We start from the raw sequence: 16,844 nt of genomic DNA on the forward strand, positions 1-16,844 counted from the left end.
CGCGTCGCCTCTATTCGTCTTTGTCATCGCCGCCGCGGAAGGGCGCGGTCGCCACATGGGCCGTGGCCGACACCACGTCGCCCGCGACGCTGACCGCGGACCCGGCGACGCTGGCCGCCGTGTCCACCGTGGCGACCACCACGCCGCAACCGGTCAGAAGCAAGGCCGCCGGGAGAAGCAGGACGGCGGCGGACAAGCCGAAGCGGGGCAGGCCGAAGCGGGGCAGGCCGGAGCGGGACAAGGAGGAGCGGCGCATGGTCTTCGACCTTCGAAAGGGTGACGCCGCTCCACTATGCCCCGGACGCGCGGTGGCGCGCCTGTGACCAAACGGCGGCGCTCATGCTGGCACGCCGCCGTATCGCTGCCAAGTGGTCCGTGCTTACGTCAGGGCTCCGAACTCAGTTAACAACGCCAATCGAGACGACGTTCATTCCTTCTCCCCCCTGGGGAGACGGTTAGGATGAGGGGGCGGCCGAAGGCCGGATCAGCCCTGCAAAGCGGCGGCGTTTCCCCCTCACCGGCCCTCCGGGCCACCCTCTCCCCTGAGGGGAGAGGGTTATTCGATGCAGGGTGAGCCGACCATGAACCTGAGTTCGGAGCCCTGTGCTTACGTCCGCTTCCGGAAGACCATGCGCCGCATCGGCTGGTCGAAGGCGGTCATTCCCTCGGCGTCGGTCCGCCCGTTGGCGGCGAAGCGGCGGCGAACCTCGGCCTCCACCGGTGGCAGGCGCTCGCGCCGCGCCGGGTCGACGGCGGTGACGTGGGTCAGGTAGTGATCGGCGTCGCGGTAGCGCACCACCGTGCCGTAGACCGTCTCGTCCACCGCCTGCAGCGGCAGCGGCGGGTGCTTCAGCGTGTCGTAGGCGGCGGCGCGCACCTCCGTCTCGTCCTCGATGGGCAGGATGACCTCGAAATAGGCGCCGTCGGCGATCGGCTCCACCACCACCAGCGTGCCGCCGGGCTTGAGCGCCCGCGCCGCCTCGGCCATCGCGTCGGCCATGACCGCCAGCGGCAGATGGTGGAAGCTGTTGGAGTAGACGATGGCGTCCACCGACGCGTCCTCCAGCGGCAGCGCCTCGCCCTTGCCGACGCGGTAGTCGGCGCCGGCCACCGGCTCCGCCTTGCGGGCGCGGGCGAGCTGGCCCTCGCTGATCTCGATGCCGATGGCCCGGGCGCCGAGCCCCGCGAAATGGCGGGTCAGCGATCCGTCGCCGCAGCCGACATCCACCACGGTCCGGTCCCGTGGGTCCAGAACCTCGGCCAGGGCGTCCTTCAAGGTCATCGTCGTCATGGTGCGTTTCCGTTTTTCTTGATGGTTGGCATCTGTTGGGCGACTTCCCGGCCCCTGCGGGTCAGGGCGCGGTGTTCAGCGTCCGCCGGAAATAGTCGAGGACCTCGTCGTTCAGCCGCGCGTGGAAGCCGGCGCGGTCGAAGCCCGGCGGGTCCTGCACCGTCGCGCCGAAGCGGGCGGCGGCGCTGGCCGGGACCGGCGTCAGGAAGGCGTAATGGCCGGCGCCGGGGACGAGGTCGTATTCCGGCGGCCGGGGCAGCAGGCCGCGCACCCGCGCCACCTGGAGGGCGCCGCTCTCGTCGCCCTTCTCCGCCTCGTACAGCCGGACCGGGACGGTGACGCGGGACAGCGCGCCGTCCCCGAACAGCGCGCCGACCGGGTCCATCAGCAGCAGCGACCGGATGCGGGGATCGGTGGCGGCCTCCAGCCGCTTCGGCGAGGTCGCGGCGGCGGTCTTGGCGCCCGCCGGGCAGAGGCTGCGGTCGTCGGGATGGGTGGCGCAGACCTGGGCCAGCCGCCCCGGATCGGCGACCCCGCCCGCCGCCGCCAGCGCCGCATGGCCACCGGCCGCGTAGCCGAGCACGCCGATGCGCTGCCGGTCCACCCGGAAGCCCATGGGCGAGGAATCGAGCACGGCGTCCAGCGCCGCGCGGAGCTGCAGCGGCAATTCCGGCCACAGCGGCACGGTGCCGATCCGGTCGCCCTTGCCGGCCCGGGGGTCCGCGTCCGGTTCCATGCCGCCGAGGTGGGTCACCATGGCGGTCATCATCCCGCGCCGCGCCAGGAACAGGGCGACGCTGACCATCGCCAGCCCGTTGCGCGCCGGCCCCTGGGTCATCATCACCAGCGGCACGGAATCCAGCGCCGGCCCGCCCTCTGGGGCGACGTTGAGGTGATAGGGACCCCGCCGGATCGGCTGGACGTGATCGCGCGTGGGGTAGAGCAGCAGGATCGGCACCGTCTTGCCCGTGCCCGGATCGGCGTAGGCGATCTGCGACACCGCCGCCCGGAACTGGGCCGGCGTTTCCGCCCGCGCGGGCAGGGCCGGAAGCAGCCCGGTCATCAGAAGAGCCAGAACCCACCGCCGTGTTCGCCGACCCATCGCAACTCCTCCGGCATCACGTCAAGAAGCCTTCCCCGCAGGGGGGAGTGTGGCCGTCTTGCCCGTCGAACGGCAAGAGCGGCGTTTCCTGCCTGAACAGCGCCGGTCCTGGAATCGTGGCGCCTTGCCAAGGAACGGGCCGGCCTGTACCACGGCGGGGAGCCCCGCCAACCGCCAAGGCACAGGTCGGCCCATCCCATGTTCGAAAGCTTTCTTCTCGCCTTCACGGCGCTGTTCTCGATCGTCAACCCCATCGGCATGGCGCTGATCTTCAGCCAGGTGACGGCGGGGCGCAACCACGGCGAGCGGGTGCAGGTCGCCACGCTGGTCGCCGTCTATTCCGCCATCGTCATGCTGGCGGCCCTGTGGGCGGGGTCCTATGTGCTGAACTTCTTCGGCATCTCGCTGGCGGCGCTGCGGATCGCCGGCGGCTTCGTCGTGGCGGAGCGCGCCTGGGCGCTGCTGAGCGCGCCGGAAGCGCAGGAGGCCCGCAAGCAGGAGCAGGCCGCCCCGGTGGAGGACGCGAGGGAGTCCGCCTTCTTCCCCCTGACCATCCCCTTCACCACCGGCCCCGGCACCATCTCCGTCGCCATCGCGCTGGGCGCCACCCGCCCGGCGGACGCCGCCGGCCTGACGAACTTCTTCATCGGCGTGTCGGCGGCGGCGCTGGCCATCGCGCTGCTGATCTGGCTGTCCTACCGCTCCGCCGACCGGCTGGTGGAGCTGCTCGGCCACACCCGCGCCCGCGTGCTGACGCGGCTGTTCGCCTTCCTGCTGCTCTGTGTCGGCGTCCAGATCCTGCTGACCGGCATCCTGGACGCCTTCCCCGTGCTGGCCTCGGGGCGTTGAGCCTGATTCAGCGGGCGCGCCCCACCCGCTGGCGGGCCATGCGGTCGGCGACGGCGGCGGTCGGCTTGCGCTCCATGTCGGCGCGGGCGAAGATCTCCGTCAGCGTGTCGGCGATCCGCTCGATATGGTCCATCACGCGGCCGTGGTCGTAGCCGGCGCGCTCGTAATACACATCGATCACCCCGCCGGCGTTGATGACGTAATCGGGGGCGTAGAGGATGCCGCGGTCGGCCAGCGCCTGCCCGTGCCGGGCCTCGGCGAGCTGGTTGTTGGCCGCTCCCGCGACGACCGGGCAGGTCAGCCGCGGGATCGTGCCGTCGTTCAGAACGGCGCCCAGCGCGCAGGGGGCGAAGACGTCCACCTCCAGATCGAAGACGGCGTCCGGGGACACCGGCGTGGCGCCCACGCGGTCGGCCACGCGCCGGGCCTGCGCCTCGTCGATGTCGGCGACCCACAGCCGCGCCCCGGCCTCGGCCAGATAGCGGGCGAGATGCCCGCCGACGCTGCCCACGCCCTGGATGGCGACGGTCAGCCCCTCCAGGTCGGTGCGGTTCAGGCGATGGCGCACCGCGGCCTGAAGCCCGACGAAGACGCCGTAGGCGGTGGAGGGGGAGGGGTCGCCGCTGCGCGTGCCGCCGCCCGCGATCGCCTTCTCCACCACGCCGGAGACATGGGCGGTTTCCAGCGCCATGGTCTTGATGTCGGGAACCCCGGTGCCGGAATCCTCGGCGACGATGTAGCGTCCGCCCAGCCGTTCGACGTGGCGCCCCATGGCCCGCAGCAGCGCCTCGCTCTTGTCCGTGCGCGGGTTGCCGATGATGACCGACTTGCCGCCGCCCAGCGGCAGGCCGGCCAGGGCCGACTTGTAGGTCATGCCGCGCGACAGGCGCAGCGCGTCGCGCAGGGCCTCCTCGTCGCTGGCATAGGGCCACATGCGGCAGCCCCCCAGCGCCGGGCCGAGCGCGGTGTCGTGCACGGCGACGACGGCGCGCAGGCCGGACGCGGCGTCGGAGCAGAAGACCACCTGCTCATGGTCGTCGAAATCGGGATGGTCGAACAGCGGCACGGTTTCCTCCTGATCTTTTTTCTTTTTGAAAAGCGGAAACCACCGATGCGCAAAGCTCGGGCGTTGCGCGCGGAAGGGTTCCGCGCGCCGTGCGGTGGTACGGCGGGTCCGCTTTTCCTTGCCCTGTGCTTCGCCCCTTCTTGATCGGGTGGGCGGGCGACGGGGCGTTCTCTTGAAGGAAACTAGATGCGCGTGAAAATGCTGGCAAGGCGGATGGTTTGCCGGCCTGCAAAAAGCAAGGAGATGAGCGCCGGAGCGGTCCGGCGTCGGGAAAGTGTCGCGGACGGGACCGCGAACGATAATTTCCGGTCCGCTCTCAAGACGGGGAGGAAAGCCGGGGACCGGCCGGGCGGTGGGGAGAGGCCGCCCGGCCGGTTCCCGCGGGGATCAGAACTCCTCGTCCCCGCCGAAGCCGCCCCAGGAATCCTCTTCGCTGGGAATCTCCTCGGCGACCTGATCGACGGCGCCCTGGGCCTCCTGGGCGATGGCCTCGCCGCCGCCGGAGAAGGCGCTGGACAGCGCGCTGCCGATCAGCATGCCGCCGGCCACGCCCATGGCGGTCTGCATGGCGCCGGCCATGAAGCCGCCGCCGGCCCGCTGCGGCTGCTGGGCGTAGGCCGCGACGCGCGGGTCGCCGTAGGCCGGGGCGGCGCCGGGCGCCTGACCCCAGGGCGAGCCGCCGGGGCGCTGCTGCTGCGGGGCCGGGGCCGGCTTGGCGCCGCCGCCGAACAGGCCGCCGAAGATGCCGCCACCGCCGGCCGCCGCGGCCGGGCGCTCCTGAAGCTGGCGCTCCAGCTCCTGGTTCTGGTTCTGCGAGGCGGCCAGCGCCTGCTCCAGCATGACGATGGCCTGGGCCATCAGGTAGGGCGCGCCCGGCTGGCGGGCGATGGTGTCGCGGATGTGGGCTTCGGCCTGCGGGTCGCGCGGGCCGGACTGGGCCTCGGCCTGACGCAGCTTGGCGAAGAGGTCGTCAATGATCTGGCGTTCGGTCTGGTCCATGGCGGTGCTCGTGCTCTCGGTGGTTTGAGGGATGGTCCGGTCGCGCCCCGGCGCGTCGTCCGCCGGGCGGGCGGTGGCGTCCGGAGGGGGCCGGAAAGCTGTGGAGGGTGTGGGAGAGGTCTGGGGATCGCGGGTCCATGGGAGCATTCAGTCCCTCCAAGTGCGGTCACGCCCGTCGGCGCAAGAGCAGGTGAAGAGATCCGACATCGCGACCACGTCTAAGTCGCCAGAGGGGCCCGGATCACAGGTCCCGGAGACGTGGGGAGGGCCGGGAAACCTGTCAAGAGAGGGGGGCACCAGAAAAACAGCGGAAAAAACAGCGCTGCGTTACTCGGGCCGCGTGCGCGCCTCGAAGCGGCGGCGGTCGCTCTTGTCGCTGAGCACGAAGGCGAAGGGGCGCAGCGCGTCGATGTGGCTGAGCGCGATGGCGATCAGGACGGTCATCGGCACCGCCAGCACGGTCCCGGCGGCCCCCCACAGCCAGCTCCACAGCAGCAGCGAGCTGACGATCACCAGCGGCGAGATGGCGAGCTGCCGGCCCTCCAGCCGCGGCCCGATGAAGTTGCCCATCACCTGCTCGATCACCAGCAGGCCGCCCGCGACCATCAGGGCGGTGGTCGAGCCGCCCTGGGCCAGCGCCATCAGCACGGGCATCGCCCCCGCCGTCACCGAGCCGATCACCGGGATGTAGTTCAGCAGGAAGGCCAGGAAGCCCCACAGGAACAGGAAGTCGATCCCGAACAGCGACAGCCAGCCGATGTAGAGCGCCCCGGTGATGAGGCCCAGCGTCGTGCTGACCAGCAGGAAGCGGCGGAACTGCTGGGCGATGGCGGCGACCGCGGTGACGGTGGTGGCGCAGCGCTCCGGCCCCAGCGTCTTCACGATCTTCTCCCGCCAGACCGGTGCCTCCACCAGCATCAGCAGGGCGAGGAACAGGACGATGACCAGCGTCGAGACGGCCTCCCGCGCCGCCGTCAGCACCGAGGCGACGAGGCCGGACAGCGCCTCCGCCCCGCCGCCGCCGTTGTCGGAGTTGCCGCCGGAGTTGCCGCCGGAATCGCCGAGAAATTGCTCGCGCAGCCCGTCGATCCAGCCGTTCGCCTGCTCCCAGAGGCGTTGCAGCTCCTCGGCGTGGCGCGGCACCTCGCCGGCCACGCGCTGGCCGACGAACCACAGGCCCCCGGCGAAGACGGCCAGCACCAGCAGCACCGTCAGCATGGCGGCGAGCGGGCCGAGCAGGGCCAGCCGCGGCGGCACCCGGTCGCGCACCCAGCGCCCGACCGGCGCCACGGCGACCGCCACGAAGAAGGCCCCGGCCAGCGGGATGAGGACGGGCGACGCGGCGCCGAGGCCCCACAGCACGGCCAGGGCGGCCAGCAGCCCGAGCAGCCAGAGGCCGAGCGTCATCCGGTCGATGGACCAGCGCCGATTTCCGTCCGCGTCCTCCCGCTGTGCCAAGGCCGTCCGCTCCCCGCCGTTGTGTCCGCCGTTGCGCCCATGGTTTCGTCGCGCCGCCCGTCGGGCAGCATGAGCTTGACGCGAAACCGGCTCCGAAGTTCCGCAGCATCCCGGTCGCGGCGCCGGCGCAGAATTGCCACCGGGGGGACGTTGCGGCGCAGCGGAGCTGCCACCAACTCACTGGGGGCCGGCTCCGCCGGAGCGGGATTCAGCCTTGGGGACTCACGCCATGGACCGCATCAACACGGCTTTCCTGTTTGACCTCGACGGCACGCTGATCGACAGCGTCTATCAGCATGTGCTGGCCTGGCAGGAGGCGCTGGACCATGAGGGAATCGAGCTGTCGGTCTGGCGCATCCACCGCAAGATCGGCATGAGCGGCGGCCTGTTCGCCAACATGCTGCTGCGCGAGACCGGCCTCGCCATCAGCCCGGAGCTTCTGGAGCGGCTGCGCCGCCGCCACGCCGAGGCGTTCCGCGGGCTGGCCGGGCGCGTCCGCCCGCTGCCCGGCGCGCAGGAGCTGCTGTCCCACCTGACGGCGGCGGGCATCCCCTGGGCCATCGCCACCAGCGGGCGGATCGAGACGGCGCGCTCCGGGCTGGAGGCTCTGGGCGTCGACCCGGTGAAGGTGCCGGTGGTGACTCGCGATCAGGTGAAATACGCCAAGCCCGATCCCGACCTGTTCCTGGCCGCGGCGGAGCGTCTCGGTGTGCCCGTCGAAACGGCCATCGTGGTCGGCGACAGCGTGTGGGACATCCTGGCGGCGCGGCGCGCCCGCGCGCTCAGCATCGGGCTGCTGTCCGGCGGCTACGGGCAGGACGAGCTGGAGCGGGCCGGCGCCTTCCGCGTCTACGAGGACCCGGCCAGCCTGCTGGAGCATCTGGACGAGGTGGGAGGCCGACGCTGAGCGCCGACCGGCGCCGCGCGCTGCTGATCGTCAACGGCAAGGCCCGCCAGGGGCAGCGCGCGCTCGACGACATCCGGGAGGAGGCCGCGAAGGCGGGCGTCGCCCTGATCCGCGCCGACTGCCGCGAGCGCGAGGACATCGCCGAGGCGATCCGCGCCCATGCCGGCTCCGTGGACATGGTGATCGTCGGCGGCGGCGACGGCACGCTGAACGCCGCGGCCCCGGCGCTGGCCGACACCGGCCTGCCGCTCGCCATCCTGCCGATGGGCACGGCGAACGATCTGGCGCGCACGCTGGGCATCCCGCTGGACCTGCGGGAGGCGGCGAAGCTCGCCGTCAGCGGTCCGGTGCGCCGGATCGACCTGGGCGAGGTCAACGGCGTGGCCTTCTTCAACGTCGCCAGCATCGGCCTGAGCGTCGAGCTGGCCCGTGAGCTGACGCGCGAGATGAAGCGGCGCTGGGGCGTGTTCGGCTACGCCGTGGCGGCCTTCCGCGTGGCGCGGCGCATGGCGCCGTTCCGCGCCGAGATCCGCATCAACGGGACGCGGCACCGCGTCAAGTCGGTGCAGATCGGCGTCGGCAACGGGCGCCATTACGGCGGCGGCATGACCGTGCAGGAGAACGCCGCCCCCGACGACGGGCAATTGGACGTCTACAGCATCGACCTGCGCGGCTGGTGGGAGTGGCCCCTGCTGTACCCGGACTTCCGGCGCGGGCGGCACGGGCACTGGAAGAACGTCCACGCCTGGTACGGGCAGGAGGTGGAGATCGCCACCCGCCACCGCCGTCCGGTGAACACGGACGGCGACATCACCACCCACACCCCGGCGCGCTTCCGCGTGCGGCCGGGCGCCGTCGCGGTGATCGCGCCGCCGCGGTAGGCAAGGGCCCCGCCCCGCTCTCAGGCGATCACGAAAAAAGGCCGGGCGCCATCGCGGGCGCCCGGCCGTCGTCAGCGGAACGCGATGCCCCGCCTCAGCGGGCGAGCCAGCCGCCGTCCACCGGCAGGACGGTGCCATGGACGTAGTCCGACGCGTCGGAGGCCAGGAACACCGCCGGGCCGCCCATGTCGGAGGGAACGCTCCACCGGCCCGCCGGGATGCGGCCGAGGATCTCCGCGCTGCGCTGCTCGTCGGCGCGGATCGCCGCCGTGTTGTTGGTGGCGACGTAGCCCGGCGCGATGGCGTTCACGTTGATGCCCTTGCCCGCCCATTCGTTGGCGAGCAGGCGGGTGATGCCGGCCACGCCGCTCTTGGAGGCGGTGTAGGAGGGCACCCGGATGCCGCCCTGGAAGGACAGCATGGAGGCGATGTTGATGATCTTGCCCTTGCGGCCCTGGCCGATGGCGTAGCGGCCGAAGGCCTGGCAGAGGAAGAAGACCGTCTTGATGTTGATGTTCATCACGAGGTCCCAGTCGGCCTCGGTGAAGTCCACGGCGTCGGCGCGGCGGATCATCCCGGCGTTGTTGACCAGGATGTCCAGCCCGCCGAGCGTGGCCACCGCCTCCTCCACCAGACCCTGCACCGGGGCGATGCTGGTCAGGTCGGCCTTCATGGCGTGGAAGCGGCGGCCGGTGGCCTCGACGAGGCTCCTGGTCTCGTCCAGGGGGATGATGTCCACCGCGGCGATGTCGGCGCCGGCCTGGGCCAGCGCCAGGGCGATGCCCTGGCCGATGCCGGTGTGGGCGCCGGTCACCAGGGCGACCTTGCCGGTGAGATCGAAGGGATGTGCCTGAGCCATTGTCTTGCTCCTTATTCTTGGCGCGCGGGGATCAGCGCAGGTCTTCCATGGGGATGAAGTCCATGTCGGTGAAGTCCTGGTTGTCGCCGGCCATGGCCCAGATGAAGGTGTAGTTGCGGGTGCCGACGCCGGAGTGGATCGACCAGCTCGGCGAGATCACCGCCTGCTCGTTGGCGACGACGATGTGGCGCGTCTCGCTGGGCTCGCCCATGAAGTGGAAGACGCGGGCCGGCTCCGGCAGGTCGAAGTAGAAATAGACCTCGCAGCGGCGGTCGTGCGTGTGGCACGGCATCGTGTTCCACATGTTGTTCGGCTTCAGCACGGTCATGCCGAGCACGAGCTGCGCGGTGCGGCAGACGTCCGGGTGGATCATCTGGTAGATGGTGCGCTCGTTCGACTGGGCCGGATCGCCCATGTGCACGGCCTTGGCCTGCTCGATGGAGATCTTCATCGTCTCGAAGCGGGCGTGGGCCGGGGCGCTGTTCAGGTAGAACTTCGCCGGGTTGGCCGGGTCCAGGCTCTCGAAACGGACGTCCAGGCTGCCCATGGTGATGTAGAGGCAGTCGCGCGGGGCCAGCTCGAACACCGCGCCGTCCACCGTGATGCGGCCGGGGCCGCCGACGTTGACCGCGCCCAGCTCGCGCCGGTCGAGGAAGTTGGCCGAGCCGATGGCCTTGGCCGATTCCAGCTTCAGCGGGCCGGACACCGGCATGGCGCCGCCGACCACGAAGCGGTCGATGTGGCTGTAGGTCAGGACGATGTCGTCCGCCTCGAAGATGGACGGGACGAGGAAATGGTCGCGCAGCTTGGTGGTGTCGTAGTTGCGGACGTCATCCTGGTGTGACGCGTGCCGGACGGTGATCTTCATGGCGGTATCCTCGTTTGTGTTTTTCGGGGCCGGTGGGGGGCCAATTCAGGGGCCAAATCAGGGACCAGTGAAGAAGAACGGGTTCGCCCCCTGGGCCTGGGGGATGGAGGTCAGCAGGCCGTCGAGGTGGACGGCCATGCGGTCGGCGGCGAGCGCCGGGTCGGCGTCGGCGATGGCGTCCACGATCGCCGCGTGCTCGGCCAGCACATGGGTGAGGCGCCCCGGCTCCGGCAGGGTCAGGCGGCGGTAGCGGTCGACCTGCACCTTGACCTGCTGCGCCATGCTCCACAGGCCGGGATAGCCGGCGATCTCGGCGATCAGGGCGTGGAACCGCTCGTCGGCCTCGTGGAAGGCGTTTAGGTCGCCGTCCTCCACCGTCTCCTGCTGGAGCAGCAGGTTGGCGCGCAGGCCGGCGATCTGGCTGCCGGTGGCGCGCTGCGCCGCGTAACGGACGGCGGTGCCCTCCAGCGAGGTGCGGATGATGATGGCCTCGGGCAGGGCGTTGACCGGGATGCGGGCGACGAAGGTGCCGACCTGCGGGAAGATCTCGATCAGCCCCTCGTCGGCCAGCCGTTGCAGCGCCTCGCGCACCGGGGTGCGGCTGACGCCGAAGGCTTCGGCGATGTGCTTCTCGACGATCGGCTCGCCCGGATTGCGGCGCATCTCCACGATCTCCGCGCGCAGCGACCGGTGGATCGCCGCCATGGTCGAGGCGCCCCGCGCCGGCCCGCGGGAGGGCTTCACCGCGCTCCGCTGGGCGACGGTGCGGTCGTTGCTGGCGTCGGGCGTCGGGGTGGTCGGCATGTCCATGGCTGCACCTGTTGCGGCTGCACCTGTTGCGCCGGCTCGGCCGGTCCTGAGGGAGCATATTAGTATATCAGTGCCGCGGTGCAAGCCGGAAATCGCGGGGTCCGCAATCTCCGGCTTATGTCCGGGGTGGGACGGCGCTCAGCCGGGCGCCGTCACTCGGCGGGGGCGGGCTGGGCCGGAAGGGCCTGCGCTTCGGTGTTCTCTTGGGCGGCCTTCTGGGCGGCCAGATAGCGCGGGGAGAGGACGCCGAACCGGCGGGCCCACCAGGCGGTCAGGATCGGGGTGAGCAGCGAGGTGACGACGACGCTGGTGGCGACCAGGGCGGTGGCGGCCGGGGCGCTCGGCGCGAAGCTCGGCTCGATGGAGGCGATGATCGGCGGGACCGTCACGGCGGCTCCGGCGGTGGAGGCGGCGCCGATGCCGGCGGTGCCGTTGCCCTTGGCCAGCAGGAGGTCGGCGACGACCAGCGTGAAGCCGGTGATGGCGATGACCGAGAGGCCCAGCACGATGCCGAGCAGGCCGGTGTTCAGGATGACCGCGAAGTTCAGGTTGTTGCCGAGCGCGAAGGCGAAGAAGGGCACCATCACCGGCACGGCTTGGCCGAAGAACTTGCGGAACTCCTGGTCGAGGTTGCCGAGCGCGAAGCCGATCAGGAAAGGCAGCAGGGCGCCGACCATGGTCTGCCAGGGGAAGGCGGCCAGACCGGCCAGACCCAGCGTCGCCATCGTCATGAAGGGGCCGGATTCCAGGCACATCAGGCAGAAGGCGCCGGATTCCTCCTTGGTGCCGTACTGCTGCATCAGCGCCATGTACATGCCGCCGTTGGTGTCGTTCATGGCGGCGATGATCGCCAGAACCGACAGGCCGGTGAAGAAGCCCGAGCTGACGCCCTCGTGCGGGATGAACCAGGAGGCGACGATGCCCATGGTGGCGGCGGTGAGGATCTTCACGGAGACGAGCACGCCGCTCTTGCGCAGGACCAGCGGGGTGGCCTTCAGGCTGATGCTGGCGCCGATGCAGAAGAACCAGACGGACAGGATCGGCAGGGTGCCGGTGATCAGGCCGTTGGTGAAGGACCCGAAGAACTTGCCCGTGTTCGGCGCGAAGGTGTTCAGGCAGGCGCCGAGGAACAGGGGCAGGATCATCATGCCGCCGGGAATGCGGTCGATCCGGGATTTGATGTTCATAGTCGGTACTCCTGGGGCGGTCCGACTGGGCCGTCGATGAAAAGTCCGGGGTGGTGGCTGCCGGTTGCGGCGCAGGAAGGGGGGAGCGTGCCGCGCATCCCCAGCGGGGGCGGCGCCGGTCCGGAGGCCGTGGGGCCTGTCCAAGGATCGCGCCGTCGATGCAGTGGATACTAGTATATCAGCGCTGCGAGGCAAGTCAGGAGAACTGCGTACCCCGTCGGATGACACTCTGTCGCACGTCCCGCGGTGGTGGTTCGGCGCGGCCGTTCCCGTGCCCCGGAGTCGCTGCCGCCGTGTCGGAAAGCGCAAGCGTGGCAACGGCTTGCAGCGCCTCGTGGACGCGGTGGTAGGCGGCCTCGATGCGTTGGATGGCCTGCTCGCCACCGGCCAGCGGGGCGGTTTCCCGGAAGAGGGCGAGGGCGGTTCGACCGAACGCTTCGAAGCGCGCGTGCAGGCCGTGGTCGTCCAGGGTGAGGACCGGCGTGGTCAGGAAGGCCCGCCGCAGGGCGTCGGCGTCGCGCTCCAGGGCGGCGATGCGCGCGGTCGGCGGGTCGGAGGTCCGGGGCATGCCACGGCTCCTTCAAAGGGTGTTTTCAAAAGAGCGGGTTTTGAAAACTGGTATTTCAGTTTTTGAGGGGATGGGAGCCGTCTTGCCCCCACCCCGGCCCTCCCCCACTAACACAGGGGAGGGAGATTCCTGCGAAGGGGCGTCCGTCCCCTCCCCTGCGGAGCTCTCGCGCAAACCATAGTTTGCGCTGACGCGGCAGGCGGACCTTCGGTCCGCCGAGAGCGGGGGAGGGTTAGGGTGGGGGCAATGCGGCTCCACCCTTACTTGGCGTTGGCCATGGCGACGGCGGTGTCGCTCATGCGGTTGGAGAAGCCCCACTCGTTGTCGTACCAGGTCATGATGCGGACGAAGTTGCCGTCGATGACCTTGGTCTCGTTCAGCGCGAAGATCGAGCTGTGCGGGTCGTGGTTGAAGTCGGTGGAGACCAGATCCTCGGTGTAGGCGCCCAGGATGCCCTTGAGCGGGCCGTTGGCGGCCTCCGCGATCGCCTTGGTGATCTCCTCGACCGAGGTGGCGCGCTTGGCGGTGAACTTGAAGTCGACGACCGAGACGTTCGGGGTGGGCACGCGCATGGCGGTGCCGTCCAGCTTGCCCTTCAGCTCCGGCAGCACCTTGCCCACGGCCTTGGCGGCACCGGTCGAGGTCGGGATCATGTTCAGCGCCGCGGCGCGGGCGCGGTGCAGGTCCTTGTGGTTGGTGTCGACGATGCGCTGATCCCCCGTGTAGGAGTGGATCGTCGTCATGAAGCCCTTCTCGATGCCGATCAGGTTGTGCAGCACGAAGGCCACCGGGGCCAGGCAGTTCGTGGTGCACGACGCGTTCGACACGATGCGGTGATCGGCCTTGAGCTGGTCGTGGTTGACGCCGTAGACCACCGTGATGTCCTCGTCGGTGGCCGGGGCGGAGATCAGCACCTTCTCGGCACCCGCCTCCAGATGCTTGGCGGCGTCGGCGCGCTTGGTGAAGATGCCCGAGCATTCCATGGCGATCTGGATGCCCAGATCCTTCCACGGCAGCTTGGCCGGATCACGCTCCTGCACGACCTTGATCGAGTGGCCGTTGACGATCAGCTCGCCGCCTCCGCCTTCGTTGATGCGGGTCTCGATGGTGCCGGGGAAACGGCCGTGGACGCTGTCGTACTTCAGCAGGTGGGCGTTGGCCTTGAGGTCGGCCAGGTCGTTGATCGCCACGACCTCCACGTCGTTGCGGCCGCTCTCGTAGATGGCCCGCAGAACCAGACGGCCGATGCGGCCAAAACCGTTGATCGCTACCTTCACGGACATGCTGTTCTCCGCTGGTGTTCGCGGCCCCGGATGGGATCGGGGGCGGCGCCGGCCAGGGCCGGTTGGAAAGGGGGCGCCGGGTCGGGCGGCCCGCCGCGGCAAGGCGCGGGCGCTTCCGGTGTTCGCCATGATATATACTAATATATCAGATAGTCGCGCAAGCGCGGACGGCGGGCTGGGCGGTCCGCCGGACAAAATGTCGCGGTTGCTGCGTTGCAAGACAAACTGCGCCCGGCGCTGTTGGCCTGGGTTGGACCCGTGAACCGGACCGCTCCAAAGGTCTTTCCCGAAAACCGGAACCACCAGAGGACGATGACTTCCGACGACCGTGCCCCACGGCTTCCCGCCGCCCGCCTCCGCGCCTTGCGCGGCCTTCTCGCCCTCCTTCTCCTGCTGACCGCCGCGCTTGGGAGCATCGCCACCCCGGCGTCGGCGCAGATCCCGACGCCCGCCCCGCCGGCCCAGGCCGAGGCGGCTCCCGATCCGGAGGAGATCGCCCGCCTGCGCCAGACGCTGGAGGACCCGGAGCGCCGTGCCGCCCTGCTCGGCCAGCTCCGCGCCCTGGAGCAGGCGGAGGCCGCCGCGGCACCGGCGGAACCGGACGGGATCGGCACCCGCCTGCTCACCCTGCTGTCGACCCGGCTCGACGGGCTGGGGCAGGAGGCCGCGCTGGCCGGCGACGCCCTGCTCAACGCGCCGCAGGGGCTGCATTGGCTGGAGCGGCAGGTGTCCGACCCGGCGCAGCGCGCCGCCTGGGGCTGGCTGGCCGCCGAGCTGGTGCTGGTGGTGGTGGTCGGGCAGGGCGCCCGGCTGATCGCCATCCGCACGCTGCGGCGCCCGCGCGCCATGCTGGCGGCCCGGCCCATCCATTCGACCCTCGCCAAGGTGCCGCTGCTGCTGGTGCGGTCGCTGTTCGATCTGGCGCCCATCGTGGCCTTTGCCGCCGCGGGCTTCGGCGTGCTGGCTCTGTTCGACCCGCCGCCGGTGGTGCGGGTCCTCGGCGTCACCTTCCTCAACGCCAGCATCTTCGTGCAGATCGTTCTTCTGGTCGTCCGGGCGCTGCTCGCTCCGGCCTCGCCCAACCTGCGGCTGATCCCGATGAGCGACGGCTCGGCCCTGCGGCTGCTGCGCTGGTGCCGGACCATCGCCATCACCACGCTCTACGGCCTGTTCCTGGCCGAGGCGGCGCGGCGGCTCGGCCTGCCGGCGCAGAGCTACAGCGCGCTGGTGACCCTGGTCGGTCTGGTCGTCGCCGTCATGCTGGCGGTGCTGGTGCTGCAGAGCCGGGAGGCGGTGGCCGCGCGCCTGCGCGGCGGGATCGCGGCGGCGCAGCCGCTGTCCGACGTGGTGTCGCCGGTTCCGCCCGGACGCCGCGCCGCCGGGGCGGGGCGGATGCTGCGCGCCGCCGGCCGCCGCGTGGCCGACGTCTGGCACGCCATCGCCATCCTCTACATCATCGTTTTGTTCGGCATCTGGGCGCTGGAGATCAGCGGCGGGCTGCTGTTCGTGGTGCAGGCGACGGCGGTGACGCTGGTGGTCGCCGGTGTCGCGCGGCTGATCGGGCGGGGGATCACCCGCGCCGCCGCGGCGATTCTGGAGCGCATGGACCGCCGGCGGGGACACTCGGCCTGGGCGGCGGGGCGGCTGCGCCGCTACGTCGCCCCCACCGCGCGGCTGCTGCACGGGGCGGTGGCCGTGCTGGGCGGGCTGGTGGTGCTGAACGCCTGGGGGCTGGACGTCTGGGGCTGGCTGCAGACGGCCATCGGCCTGCGCATCGTGGCGTCGGGCCTGTCGCTCCTGCTGGTCGGCGCCATCGCGCTCGCCGTGTGGGAGGTGACGAACGGGCTGATCGAGCGCCATCTGGCGACGACGGACCGCAACGGGCGGGCGATCCAGCGCAGCGCGCGGGTGCGCACCCTGCTGCCGCTGCTGCGCAGCGCCCTGCTGGTGGTTCTGCTGACCCTGGTCACCCTGATCACCCTGTCGGAGCTGGGGCTGAACATCGGGCCGCTGCTGGCCGGCGCCGGCGTGGTCGGCCTTGCCGTCGGCTTCGGCGCGCAGACCCTGGTCAAGGACGTCATCACCGGCCTGTTCATCCTGTTCGAGGACACCATCTCGGTCGGCGACGTGGTGAATGTCGGCGGCAAGGGCGGCCTGGTGGAGGGGATGAACATCCGCACGATCCGCCTGCGCGACTTCGACGGGACGGTCCACACCATCCCCTTCAGCGCGGTCACCAGCGTGTCGAACATGACCAAGGACTTCAGCTACTACGTGTTCGACGTGGCCATCCCCTATCACGAGAACGCCGACCGCGTGGTCTCCGTGCTGCACGGCATCGGCGACGAGCTGCGCAAGGACCCGCGCTTCGCGCCGCTGATCCTGGAGCCGCTGGAGGTGCTGGGGGTCGATTCCTTCCAGGAGTCGGCCGCGGTCATCAAGGCGCGGATCAAGACGCTGCCCATCCAGCAATGGAACGTCGGGCGGGAGTTCAACGGCCGCATGAAGGCGCGCTTCATCGAGCTGGGAATCGACTTCCCGCTGCCGCAGCGCACGCTGCACATCGCCCGCGGCGCCGCGGAGGCGCTGGCCGGGATGGGCGGCGAGGCGAGGGCCGCCGGCACCGGGCGGATGCGCCATGCCGGGGCGGCGGAGTAGGAGGGCCGCCCACCTCCCGCGGTCCTGCAAAAAAGTGACGGGGCCATGTCGATTTCGC

At 70.8% G+C, this 16,844-nt stretch carries 16 protein-coding genes; 4 read left to right on the plus strand and 12 right to left on the minus strand.

Annotation, left to right across the window (positions count from 1 at the left end):
- Window positions 1–10 precede the first annotated feature (10 nt).
- The 3 genes from TSH58p_RS20415 to TSH58p_RS20425 form a co-directional block, all read right to left on the minus strand.
- Complete coding sequence (locus tag TSH58p_RS20415) at window positions 11–256, minus strand: hypothetical protein (RefSeq protein WP_109071481.1); 246 nt, start codon at window positions 254–256, stop codon at window positions 11–13.
- A 351-nt stretch (window positions 257–607) separates the two neighbouring features.
- Window positions 608–1,291 carry a bifunctional 2-polyprenyl-6-hydroxyphenol methylase/3-demethylubiquinol 3-O-methyltransferase UbiG gene (locus tag TSH58p_RS20420; RefSeq protein WP_109469357.1) on the minus strand — a complete coding sequence of 228 codons (684 nt, stop codon included), beginning with the start codon at window positions 1,289–1,291 and terminating at the stop codon, window positions 608–610.
- Between the two features lie 61 nt (window positions 1,292–1,352).
- A complete protein-coding gene (locus TSH58p_RS20425) occupies window positions 1,353–2,354 on the minus strand; it encodes a hypothetical protein (RefSeq protein ID WP_109469358.1) in 1,002 nt (333 codons plus the stop codon).
- A 237-nt stretch (window positions 2,355–2,591) separates the two neighbouring features.
- Here TSH58p_RS20425 and TSH58p_RS20430 point away from each other — a divergent pair, with 237 nt between their 5' ends.
- On the plus strand, window positions 2,592–3,242 hold the full coding sequence (locus tag TSH58p_RS20430; RefSeq protein ID WP_109469359.1) for a MarC family protein: 651 nt from the start codon (window positions 2,592–2,594) through the stop codon (window positions 3,240–3,242).
- Between the two features lie 7 nt (window positions 3,243–3,249).
- On the opposite strand, the gene TSH58p_RS20435 is transcribed toward TSH58p_RS20430, so the two are convergent.
- The 3 genes from TSH58p_RS20435 to TSH58p_RS20445 form a co-directional block, all read right to left on the minus strand.
- On the minus strand, window positions 3,250–4,308 hold the full coding sequence (locus tag TSH58p_RS20435) for a Glu/Leu/Phe/Val dehydrogenase dimerization domain-containing protein (RefSeq protein ID WP_109469360.1): 1,059 nt from the start codon (window positions 4,306–4,308) through the stop codon (window positions 3,250–3,252).
- 387 nt (window positions 4,309–4,695) lie between these two features.
- A complete protein-coding gene (locus TSH58p_RS20440) occupies window positions 4,696–5,454 on the minus strand; it encodes a DUF2076 domain-containing protein (RefSeq protein ID WP_247874356.1) in 759 nt (252 codons plus the stop codon).
- Window positions 5,455–5,634: 180 nt separating this feature from the next.
- Window positions 5,635–6,765: an AI-2E family transporter gene (locus TSH58p_RS20445; RefSeq protein WP_109469362.1), complete on the minus strand. Its 1,131-nt coding sequence runs from the start codon at window positions 6,763–6,765 to the stop codon at window positions 5,635–5,637.
- A 229-nt stretch (window positions 6,766–6,994) separates the two neighbouring features.
- Here TSH58p_RS20445 and TSH58p_RS20450 point away from each other — a divergent pair, with 229 nt between their 5' ends.
- Both TSH58p_RS20450 and TSH58p_RS20455 read left to right on the plus strand, forming a co-directional pair.
- Window positions 6,995–7,672, plus strand: coding sequence for an HAD family phosphatase (locus tag TSH58p_RS20450; protein WP_109469363.1), 678 nt, complete (start codon window positions 6,995–6,997; stop codon window positions 7,670–7,672).
- Window positions 7,669–8,553 (plus strand): lipid kinase, encoded by an 885-nt coding sequence (locus TSH58p_RS20455; RefSeq protein WP_109469420.1) that lies wholly within the window; start codon window positions 7,669–7,671, stop codon window positions 8,551–8,553. Before TSH58p_RS20450 ends, TSH58p_RS20455 begins: the two co-directional genes overlap by 4 nt.
- A gap of 94 nt (window positions 8,554–8,647) precedes the next feature.
- On the opposite strand, the gene kduD is transcribed toward TSH58p_RS20455, so the two are convergent.
- The 6 genes from kduD to gap form a co-directional block, all read right to left on the minus strand.
- A complete protein-coding gene (gene kduD, locus TSH58p_RS20460) occupies window positions 8,648–9,412 on the minus strand; it encodes a 2-dehydro-3-deoxy-D-gluconate 5-dehydrogenase KduD (protein WP_109469364.1) in 765 nt (254 codons plus the stop codon).
- A gap of 31 nt (window positions 9,413–9,443) precedes the next feature.
- Window positions 9,444–10,280 carry a 5-dehydro-4-deoxy-D-glucuronate isomerase gene (gene kduI, locus TSH58p_RS20465; RefSeq protein ID WP_109469365.1) on the minus strand — a complete coding sequence of 279 codons (837 nt, stop codon included), beginning with the start codon at window positions 10,278–10,280 and terminating at the stop codon, window positions 9,444–9,446.
- Window positions 10,281–10,337: 57 nt separating this feature from the next.
- A complete protein-coding gene (locus TSH58p_RS20470; protein WP_109469366.1) occupies window positions 10,338–11,090 on the minus strand; it encodes a GntR family transcriptional regulator in 753 nt (250 codons plus the stop codon).
- Between the two features lie 152 nt (window positions 11,091–11,242).
- Window positions 11,243–12,277, minus strand: a complete 1,035-nt coding sequence (gene kdgT / locus TSH58p_RS20475; RefSeq protein WP_109469367.1) for a 2-keto-3-deoxygluconate transporter — start codon at window positions 12,275–12,277, stop codon at window positions 11,243–11,245.
- Between the two features lie 196 nt (window positions 12,278–12,473).
- The gene (locus TSH58p_RS20480) at window positions 12,474–12,845 is read right to left on the minus strand and encodes a hypothetical protein (protein ID WP_109469368.1); all 372 of its coding nucleotides are present in this window, start codon (window positions 12,843–12,845) and stop codon (window positions 12,474–12,476) included.
- Between the two features lie 260 nt (window positions 12,846–13,105).
- Window positions 13,106–14,128 carry a type I glyceraldehyde-3-phosphate dehydrogenase gene (gap, locus tag TSH58p_RS20485; RefSeq protein ID WP_109469369.1) on the minus strand — a complete coding sequence of 341 codons (1,023 nt, stop codon included), beginning with the start codon at window positions 14,126–14,128 and terminating at the stop codon, window positions 13,106–13,108.
- Between the two features lie 312 nt (window positions 14,129–14,440).
- On the opposite strand from gap, the gene TSH58p_RS20490 reads away from it, so the two are divergent.
- Window positions 14,441–16,786 carry a mechanosensitive ion channel domain-containing protein gene (locus tag TSH58p_RS20490; RefSeq protein WP_109469370.1) on the plus strand — a complete coding sequence of 782 codons (2,346 nt, stop codon included), beginning with the start codon at window positions 14,441–14,443 and terminating at the stop codon, window positions 16,784–16,786.
- The last annotated feature ends 58 nt before the right edge of the window (window positions 16,787–16,844 follow it).

The organism is Azospirillum sp. TSH58 (genome assembly GCF_003119115.1).
Classification (GTDB): domain Bacteria; phylum Pseudomonadota; class Alphaproteobacteria; order Azospirillales; family Azospirillaceae; genus Azospirillum.

Bases quoted from the DNA above. Each gene is read 5' to 3' on its own strand.
- TSH58p_RS20415 (WP_109071481.1), bottom strand. From the start codon at position 256: ATGCGCCGCTCCTCCTTGTCCCGCTCCGGCCTGCCCCGCTTCGGCCTG.
- TSH58p_RS20420 (WP_109469357.1), bottom strand. From the start codon at position 1,291: ATGACGACGATGACCTTGAAGGACGCCCTGGCCGAGGTTCTGGACCCA.
- TSH58p_RS20425 (WP_109469358.1), bottom strand. From the start codon at position 2,354: ATGACCGGGCTGCTTCCGGCCCTGCCCGCGCGGGCGGAAACGCCGGCC.
- TSH58p_RS20430 (WP_109469359.1), top strand. From the start codon at position 2,592: ATGTTCGAAAGCTTTCTTCTCGCCTTCACGGCGCTGTTCTCGATCGTC.
- TSH58p_RS20440 (WP_247874356.1), bottom strand. From the start codon at position 5,454: ATGCTCCCATGGACCCGCGATCCCCAGACCTCTCCCACACCCTCCACA.
- TSH58p_RS20450 (WP_109469363.1), top strand. From the start codon at position 6,995: ATGGACCGCATCAACACGGCTTTCCTGTTTGACCTCGACGGCACGCTG.
- kduD (WP_109469364.1), bottom strand. From the start codon at position 9,412: ATGGCTCAGGCACATCCCTTCGATCTCACCGGCAAGGTCGCCCTGGTG.
- kduI (WP_109469365.1), bottom strand. From the start codon at position 10,280: ATGAAGATCACCGTCCGGCACGCGTCACACCAGGATGACGTCCGCAAC.
- TSH58p_RS20470 (WP_109469366.1), bottom strand. From the start codon at position 11,090: ATGGACATGCCGACCACCCCGACGCCCGACGCCAGCAACGACCGCACC.
- kdgT (WP_109469367.1), bottom strand. From the start codon at position 12,277: ATGAACATCAAATCCCGGATCGACCGCATTCCCGGCGGCATGATGATC.
- TSH58p_RS20480 (WP_109469368.1), bottom strand. From the start codon at position 12,845: ATGCCCCGGACCTCCGACCCGCCGACCGCGCGCATCGCCGCCCTGGAG.
- gap (WP_109469369.1), bottom strand. From the start codon at position 14,128: ATGTCCGTGAAGGTAGCGATCAACGGTTTTGGCCGCATCGGCCGTCTG.
- TSH58p_RS20490 (WP_109469370.1), top strand. From the start codon at position 14,441: ATGACTTCCGACGACCGTGCCCCACGGCTTCCCGCCGCCCGCCTCCGC.